This window comes from Kitasatospora sp. NPDC056327 (assembly GCF_042261735.1).
In the GTDB taxonomy this organism is placed as follows: Bacteria; Actinomycetota; Actinomycetes; order Streptomycetales; family Streptomycetaceae; genus Kitasatospora.
The window spans coordinates 1-7,715 of the sequence record NZ_JBHJRC010000361.1 but is presented as its reverse complement, the minus strand read 5'-3'; the positions used below and the strand labels follow the sequence as shown (position 1 = coordinate 7,715).

The following is a 7,715-nucleotide window of genomic DNA, read 5'->3' as shown; positions in this document are numbered from 1 at the left end:
CACACCCTCCCGGTCGGTGGTGTGATCGTCCGCGAAACGACGGTCACCCGTCGCATCCGGCACGTGCTTCACACAGACAACGATCCTCAAGCTCACGGCCTGTCTCCTGTACTGGTCTCGTCCGGCGGCTGCGGCTGTGCAAGCGGGCGCGAACACGGTACGCACCCGCTCCGGTCAGCGGTTTCCCGTACCGGTCCGGAACTTCCTGGCAGCATACCCGCCAGTATCCCGACGGTCACTACTCGCCAGTAGCTTACGTCGCGCCGTTCCGGCCGGGCGTCCCCCGGGCCCCCTCGGCAGCCCCGGGAAGGCCCCCGGTCCGGGCACGGACCGCGGGACGGCGCACTGCCGTCAGGGCCATCCTGCCCCAGCCCCCGGCCGGCTCCACCCCACGGGGCTGCCCTTCGGCCACCGGATTCACCTCGGAGGGCCGCCGCGCGCCCCGGTCACGCGCCGGCCCGACCCCTCCCGAGCCCGCGTGCCACCGTCCGTGGCGCGCACCGGCCCCGCCGGGTACGCCTCGAACCCGGCCCCGACCGGCCCGGCCCGGGTCAGACCGCCTCCCCGAGCGCCGCGATCACGTCCGCCCTCCGCGGCTGCCCGGCCGCCCGCCGCACCACCCGGCCCCCGGCGTCCAGCACCAGCACGGTCGGCGTCCGCAGGATCTCCAGACGCCGCACCAGCTCCAGCCGCTCCTCGGCGTCCAGTTCGACGTGCGCCACACCGTCCACCATCCCCGCCACCTCGGCCAGCACCCGCCGGGTCGCCCGGCACGGCTGGCAGAACGCGGTGGAGAACTGCACCAGCGTCGCCCGCTCCCCGAGCGGCTCCCCCAGCTCCGCCGCCGAGAGCAGCACCGCCCCGTCCTTCGTCCGCACCCGCAGCCTCCCGTCACGCTTCGCCCGCAGCAGCCCGAAAGCGCTCGCGGCCACGAGCACCACAACGCACACCACCAACCCGGTCATCCCCCCAGTCTGCTCCCGCCCCGCGCGGCCACCGACGACGGGTCCGGCCACCGAACCCCCTCGACCCACCCGGCCGAACCCGCGTACGATCACCGGGTGGACTCCGACCGCCCCGCACAGCCGCTGCTGACCACCCGCCGGGTGGTCGACCTGTGCCGGACCACGGCCTCGCGCTGTCGCTGACACGCTTCCCGGCCGTCCCGGGCGCCCGCGCCGCACAACCGCCCGCGCGCCCCGTCACCTCCACCGCCCCGGAGTCCTCCCGTGCAGATCGACCCCCGCGGGCCGCGGTTCGCCGCCGCCCTCACCACGCTCGTCCTGATAGCCGTCCTGCTCACCGGCAGCGGCGCACTGCTCGCCCTCCAGACCGCCGTCTTCGCCCTCGGCGCCGTCGGCGGCCTGCGCCGTTCCCCCTACGGCTGGCTCTACCGCACTCTGGTCCTCCCCCGGCTGGCGCCGCCCGCCGAGACCGAGGACGAACGGCCGCCCCGGTTCGCCCAGGGCGTCGGCCTGCTCTTCGGGGCCGTCGGCACGGTCGGTCTGCTCGCCGGGATCGGCTGGCTCGGCCTGCTCGCGACCGCGCTCGCGCTGGCCGCCGCCTTCCTCAACGCGGCGTTCGGCTACTGCCTCGGCTGCGAGCTGTACCTGCTGGTCCACCGTGCCCGTGCCCGGGTCGACCTGGCCGCCTGACCGCCCGGCCCCTTCCGCGGCCCGGCCGCTCCGCCTGCCGAACACCGACGGTCACCGGTCCCCCGGAGCGGGGAAAACCGACCGGACGCCCGGCCGGGAAAAGTTCCCGGCCGGGCTCATCACGCACGTCACACCGCCGGATACCGGCCCGACGGCCCGCCTCAGGTGACAGCGGGTGCCCGTTCGGGGGATCATCTCCGTGTATCGCCCGTGGCCGCCGCGGTGTGCCGTGCCCCCGGTCGGCCCCCGCACACGATCCGCGGGTCCCCGCCGTACCGGGCCGCCAGGCCCGTCGAAGTCAGGACTGACCGTGGCAGAGCTCGTGTACCCGCCGGTGATCGGCGCCGCGCTGACCGTCTTCCGCGCACTCGACGTGCGCATCAGGATCGTCGGCGCCGAACACATCCCCGCCAAGGGCGGAGCGGTGCTCGTGAGCAACCACATCAGCTACCTCGACTTCCTCTTCGCCGGCCTCGGCGCCTACCGCGGCGGCAAGCGCAAGACCCGCTTCATGGCCAAGGACGACGTCTTCAAGCACGGCGTCTCCGGCCCGCTGATGCGCGGCATGAAGCACATCCCGGTCGACCGCGCCGACGGCCAGCCCGCCTACGAGGCCGCAGTCCGCGCGCTGCGGGCCGGCGAGGTGGTCGGCGTCTTCCCCGAGGCGACCATCAGCCGCTCCTTCATGCTGAAGAAGTTCAAGACCGGCGCCGCCCGGATGGCCGCCGACTCCGGCGCCCCGCTGCTCCCGGTCGTCCTCTGGGGCACCCAGCAGCTGTGGACCAAGGGCCGCCCCAAGACCCTCACCAAGCGTCACGTCCCGGTGACCATCATGATCGGCGAGCCGATCGTGCTGACGCCCCAGGACAAGCCCGTGATGGTCACCCGGCGGCTGCGCGCCGCGATGACGGAGATGCTCGACCGGGCCCAGCGGGAGTACCCCGGCAAGCCCTCCGGGCCCGAGGACAGCTGGTGGCTGCCCGCCCACCTCGGCGGCACCGCGCCGACCCTGGAGATCGCCGAGGCCGAGGACGAGGCGGAGGCCGAACGCCGCGCCACCCGGGGCTGAACCGTCCCGGGGCCCGCCCCGCCGGTCCGCCGCGCCTGCCCCGCGATCGGATGACTCCCCGTCTCCGAGCGGACGCGGAACGTCGCGTGTCGCCCGTGCCCGCCCGCTCCGATCTGACACAGTGACAGCTCCTTCGGGGGGCTCGCGCCCGGCCTCGCCGGGCGGATCGGAGACGGAGATGAGACGCGGATGACCCGCACCCGCCCACGGCTCTCACGGACCACCCCCACCGGCCACCCGGACCCCGCCCACCGCGCCGACCCGACCAGGGCCCGCACCCGCCACCGCGCCGGTGCGGGCCTTCTGCTCGCCGGCGCCCTGCTCACCGGCTGCGGCGCCCAGCCCGGCGAGATCCCGCTCAGCGAGATCCGCGCCGAGTCACCGACCCCCGCCCCGACGTCCACGGTCGACCCGGCCGTCGGTGACGCCGCCCCCGGAGCGGTGGACCCCGCGGCGGTGCCCGGCACACCCGCGGCCCCGACCGCTCGCAACGGCCTCATCGCCGGCCGGGTCTTCCTCGACCAGGAACGCCTCACCAGCGCGATCTTCGCCGTCTCCGCCGACGGCAGGTCCCGCCGGCAGCTGACCCAGCCCGCCGACCGGACCCGGGACGACCACCCCGCCTGGTCCCCGGACGGCACCCTCCTCGCCTTCGACCGTGCCGACAGCGAATCCCCCGGCCGGATCTGGACCACCGGCGCCGACGGCGGCAACGCCCGGCAACTCGGCGCGCTCTGCGAGACCGGCGCCCCCGACTGCCTCAACGAGGCCGAGACCGCACCCTCCTGGTCCCCGGACGGCCGACAGCTCGCCTTCACCCGCACCTGGGGCAGCGTCGACCCGACGACCGAGCAGATCCAGTACAGCGACCTCTACGTGATCGCCCCCGACGGGACCACCGCCCAGCGGGTCACCTTCCTGACCAACGACACCCCGTACTCCGGCGCCGTCACCGACCCGGCCTGGTCCCCCGACGGCAAGCAGCTCGTCTTCTCCTACCGCACCAGCGCCACCGGCCAACCCGCCAACGCCAGCGCCCTCTACGTCGTCAACGCCGACGGCACCGGCATGCGCCGGCTGACCCCGTGGGAACTGCGGGCCGGCGAGCGCGCCAACTGGTCCCCCGACGGCAGCCGGATCGTCTTCACCACCTACCCGACCGGCCCCGACAACGCCCCCGGCGGGGGCATCTACACCGTCCACCCCGACGGCACCACCGTCGAAGCGCTCACCCCGGGCCCGTCCGACACCTCCTACGGCACCGCCTCCTACTCCCCCGACGGCACCTCGATCGCCTTCGCCCAGGCCCCCGCCGGCGGGAACTCGGAGCTCTTCACCATGCACGCCGACGGCTCGGCCGTCGCCCGGGTCACCGACACCCCCGGCCACTGGGAGGGCCGCCCCACCTGGGGCACCGCCCAGCCCCCGAGCTGACCCCGACGGCAGCGGCTCGGCCTTCGCCCGACCCGGAGGGCGTCGGCCGAGCCGTCAGGTCCCCGACCCTGAGCTTGCCCTTCACCTTCCTCATCAGATCCTCGCCCGGCGCCCGCGCCCGCGCCCGACAGAGGTCAACCGCGGTCCCGCTTCTGGTCCCGCACCACCCCAGCCCCGTCCCTACGATCAAGCGGCCTGCTGGGCGAGATGCAGCGCAGTGAAATGGACGAACCATTCCAGGGCGCCCTGGATCTCCTCGCTCTGCCGGGCCAGCACCTCGATGGGGAACGACGGCCGAAGTTCGAGTTTGGCCTCGGCCAACTGGATTCCGTCGATCTGGTTGAGCCGTCGCAGGAGCTCGCGACGCGCCTCGGTGTCGTCGAAGGGAGGACGGGTACGCAGGTACTGGAAGACCACCTCGACCGTGCCGGCCACCGGGTAGACGGCCAGCGGCCAGCTCGTCCCCGATCCTCCGCCCGCGCGCAGGTCCAGGGTCGGGAAGCAACTGGTCTCCGCGGCGCGGCCGTAGACCAGGCTGCAATCGGGGTCCAGGCGCTGCCAGAACCCCAACACACTCAGGACGCTCTCGGCGAGGGCCGGGTGGTTCTCGCGCAGAAGCTGCTCGAACCTCGCGGCTCGGCCCTGCACCTCCGCGTCGGGCAACACGCTCTCGGCGTTGTCGCGGGGAAGCTCCTTGTCCAGCAGCGTGGCCAGGTCATCGGCCGACAGACGGTGCGCGACACTGGCCCGGCCTGTGCCGTCGAAGGGAACACCCTCAGCTGCCAGCAGCGTCCGGGGGTCCCCCTGGTCGCCGTCGGGCCAACGGAAGTTGTCGGACACCCGGCCGTCCGCGGTGAGGACTCGATAGGCGCCGTGCAGACCGGATGTGCCCGCCAGGTAGTTTCGGACCGGCACCGGGTGGCTGCCGATGAGCGCGGCCATCGCGCCGTAGGTCGTCCAGCTGCCGGCGGGGACGGCCACCAGCGCGGACCGCAGCTCGCTCCAGCCGGGCCACTCCTCCGGGACCTCCCGCTTCCCGCGGATCGGGCCCGGCCAGATCTCCACCGCCCGTCGGCCCAGCCGCTCGGAGCGCGCCGCGATCTCCTTGGCGCCCCACCGAGGCTCCGCGGCGATCTCAAGATTCATCCGCAGGGCACTGGAGTCGAGGATCTCCTGCTTGCGCCGGAACGGGTGGTTGGAGAGCCGGCTGTTCTCTCCGGAGAGGCTGAGGTTGCCCAGTGTGTGCACCAGGAGTTCGTGCATCTCCTGCGGTCCCTGCCCGTCCTCGGCTTCTTCTGCCAACAGCTCGAACCACGCCCGCGACGGGTTCTGCGGAAGGACGTGCTCGACGGTGAGCGGCGATCTGGCGTAGTCGACCACCTCGCTCGCCCCGTAGCTCTCCTCAAGGGTGCGCAGCACGAAGAACCGCTGCTGCGACCGCCCGGCCGTGTAGAACGGCTTCCGGCGGACCGCTTCCATGACCTCCGCGTCGTCCGGCCACACCCGCGCCCCCGTCCGCTTCGCCGAGAGGTAGCGGCGCACCGCCTGGGCGACCGGGAGGCCCTGCTCCAGCTCCTTCGGGGCCTCCATGAACAGACGGTTCAGGCCGGTGGTGGACGACTGGCAGAGCAGGCGCCGTACCAGGTAGCTCTCCACGAATCGCAGGGCCTCGGCCGCCTCGGCCGCAGTGCTGTCGCCGGCGTCCACCCGATCGAGCAGGAACAGGGCCAGCGGGTAGTGGGTCTGACCACCCCAGCGGCCCAGGCGCTCCAGAGCAGCCCGCAGGGCGGGGTCGGTCTCCCGGGAGGGGTCCAGCACCCGGAGGAGCCGCTGCCCCCGCTCGGTGAGCGCGGCGATCTCCGCCTGCAGTGCGTCCTCGTTCCCGGCCAGCGGTTGCAGGCGACGCTGCTGCTCCCGGTAGATGTCGGTCTGCTTGGCCCGGCTGTTGCCGCGCACCACCAGATCGAGCCAGACGAGGAGTTCCAGGTTCTTCGGGCCCAGTTGCTGCTGCATGGGCAACCACAGCTGCTGGTACACACGCTCGCCACGGGTGGGCAGGAGCATGAAGACGTAGTTGCGCAGCAGGTCGCTCTGGCTGAGACCCACCCCCGTGTTGTTGATCGACTCGAAGATCCGGAACACGTTGTCCTGCGCGTCGGCGGTGATCTCGACGATGGAGAGCAGTGCGCCGAGCGCCGTCATCACGGCATCGGTCCACTCCGGGCCGTGCTGCCGGGAGCCCTCCGTGTAGACGCCCCGGAAGAAGCGGTAGGCGGCCCCGATGTTCCCTTCACCGCCTGCACGCGGGCCGCCGGAGACACAGGCGATGAACGCGTCCCGGTCCGCCTGGGTCGGCAGCAGCCTGTAGTGGTCGGTGCCGTCGAGATACTTGTTGACCAGGTACTGATCCTCGATCTTGTCGGCCGCCTTGGCGGACTCGCCACCACCCGTCTCCCGCAGGTGATCTCGGAGAGCGGTGAAGGCCAGCATCAGTGTCGTCAACCGCTGCTGGCCGTCCACCACCAGCCATCGCTGGACGCCACCAGCGGCCAGCTGCCCCGGGGCGAGGACAACCGATCCGAGGAAGTGCGATGCCGGGCTCTCCCCGTCGAGCTGCGCCTCGACCAGGTCGCTCACGTCGTCCCACAACTGGCGGAGCTCGGGCTGTGTCCAGCTGTACGTACGCTGGTACAGGGGAACCTGGAACTGCTTCTCCCCCTGCACAAGCTTGATGAACGTGACCTCTTGGGCGTGCATCGGTTCCCTCTTCGAGCGGCGTGCGGTCGGTTCGGCTGTTGCGCGGTCACCCTACAGAGCATCACCGTCACTCGTCGCCGTGCGATGGGCCCGGTGGCCCGAGCACAGCCGTGCTGCTTCCTGCTCAGGAGTACTTGAGCAGCCACGTATCCCCGGAGGTAGGCAGCCGCCTCGGTTCCGGTCACTCCCCATCATCACCAACCAGCGTGACGTACAGGCTCGGTGGGGCCGTATCGCGCACCGTCTCGACCTCGACCGCACGGCCGCCTTCCTCGACCACGAATGGCGTCACGTCATACTCGCCCAGAACCTCAGCACCGCTGATGCCTATCTCAAGGCATCCAGGGCCGGTCGCGGCACAGCACTCGGGCCGCTCGCGCGAGCACAGGTCTGGCGAGCAGTCGCCTCGTTCACCGATGAGTCGGAGAGCGCCGGTCTCCGGACGTTCCATCAGCTCAGCGCCGAGGCCGCGAACATCCGCTCGTCGGGCTCAGTCTGCTCTTCGTCGCCTGCACGAGAGCCCGGGAAGCCCTCCACGTGTCGTGGCACGGCCGGCCGAACCCGTTTCTCACCCAAGCAGGCATCGGCTGAGACGAGCGGTGAGCACACCGCGAAAGGCCGACCATCTCGGTGCCGCCAGCCTTTCAGGGTTTCACTGGAAAACCAAATAAGCCCCCGTCCATATCCCGGACGGGGGCTTATTTGTGAATGATTGTTCGGCGGCGTCCTACTCTCCCACAGGGTCCCCCCTGCAGTACCATCGGCGCTGTGAGGCTTAGCTTCCGGGTTCGGAATGTAAC

Annotated in this window: 6 protein-coding genes, 1 rRNA gene and 2 pseudogenes; 4 read left to right on the top strand and 5 right to left on the bottom strand. The window is 72.1% G+C overall.

The annotated features are described in order from the left end of the window. Positions 1–96: pseudogene (locus ACFCX4_RS32695) on the bottom strand (electron transfer flavoprotein subunit beta); the annotation flags it as partial. Between the two features lie 455 nt (positions 97–551). Further along, on the bottom strand, positions 552–965 hold the full coding sequence (locus tag ACFCX4_RS32690) for a TlpA family protein disulfide reductase (protein WP_376150473.1): 414 nt from the start codon (positions 963–965) through the stop codon (positions 552–554). A 264-nt stretch (positions 966–1,229) separates the two neighbouring features. On the opposite strand from ACFCX4_RS32690, the gene ACFCX4_RS32685 reads away from it, so the two are divergent. The 3 genes from ACFCX4_RS32685 (at position 1,230) to ACFCX4_RS32675 (ending at position 4,158) form a co-directional block, all read left to right on the top strand. Beyond that, positions 1,230–1,655, top strand: a complete 426-nt coding sequence (locus ACFCX4_RS32685; protein ID WP_376150471.1) for a DUF4395 domain-containing protein — start codon at positions 1,230–1,232, stop codon at positions 1,653–1,655. A gap of 310 nt (positions 1,656–1,965) precedes the next feature. Continuing rightward, positions 1,966–2,724, top strand: a complete 759-nt coding sequence (locus tag ACFCX4_RS32680) for a lysophospholipid acyltransferase family protein (protein WP_376150469.1) — start codon at positions 1,966–1,968, stop codon at positions 2,722–2,724. Positions 2,725–2,913: 189 nt separating this feature from the next. Next, on the top strand, positions 2,914–4,158 hold the full coding sequence (locus ACFCX4_RS32675; RefSeq protein ID WP_376150467.1) for a TolB family protein: 1,245 nt from the start codon (positions 2,914–2,916) through the stop codon (positions 4,156–4,158). Between the two features lie 186 nt (positions 4,159–4,344). Here the strand turns inward: ACFCX4_RS32675 and ACFCX4_RS32670 are convergent, their stop codons facing one another. Together ACFCX4_RS32670 and ACFCX4_RS32665 are read right to left on the bottom strand one after the other, a co-directional pair. Then, positions 4,345–6,915, bottom strand: coding sequence for a DUF262 domain-containing protein (locus ACFCX4_RS32670; protein WP_376150465.1), 2,571 nt, complete (start codon positions 6,913–6,915; stop codon positions 4,345–4,347). Positions 6,916–7,096: 181 nt separating this feature from the next. Further along, positions 7,097–7,366 carry a hypothetical protein gene (locus ACFCX4_RS32665; RefSeq protein WP_376150463.1) on the bottom strand — a complete coding sequence of 90 codons (270 nt, stop codon included), beginning with the start codon at positions 7,364–7,366 and terminating at the stop codon, positions 7,097–7,099. A gap of 44 nt (positions 7,367–7,410) precedes the next feature. Here ACFCX4_RS32665 and ACFCX4_RS32660 point away from each other — a divergent pair. Next, positions 7,411–7,506, top strand: a pseudogene (locus ACFCX4_RS32660) (DNA helicase); the annotation flags it as partial. 123 nt (positions 7,507–7,629) lie between these two features. Here ACFCX4_RS32660 and rrf read toward each other — a convergent pair. After that, positions 7,630–7,715, bottom strand: a 5S ribosomal RNA gene (rrf, locus tag ACFCX4_RS32655); the annotation flags it as partial.

Bases quoted from the DNA above. Each gene is read 5' to 3' on its own strand.
- ACFCX4_RS32670 (WP_376150465.1), bottom strand. From the start codon at position 6,915: ATGCACGCCCAAGAGGTCACGTTCATCAAGCTTGTGCAGGGGGAGAAG.
- ACFCX4_RS32675 (WP_376150467.1), top strand. From the start codon at position 2,914: ATGACCCGCACCCGCCCACGGCTCTCACGGACCACCCCCACCGGCCAC.
- ACFCX4_RS32690 (WP_376150473.1), bottom strand. From the start codon at position 965: ATGACCGGGTTGGTGGTGTGCGTTGTGGTGCTCGTGGCCGCGAGCGCT.
- ACFCX4_RS32665 (WP_376150463.1), bottom strand. From the start codon at position 7,366: ATGGAACGTCCGGAGACCGGCGCTCTCCGACTCATCGGTGAACGAGGC.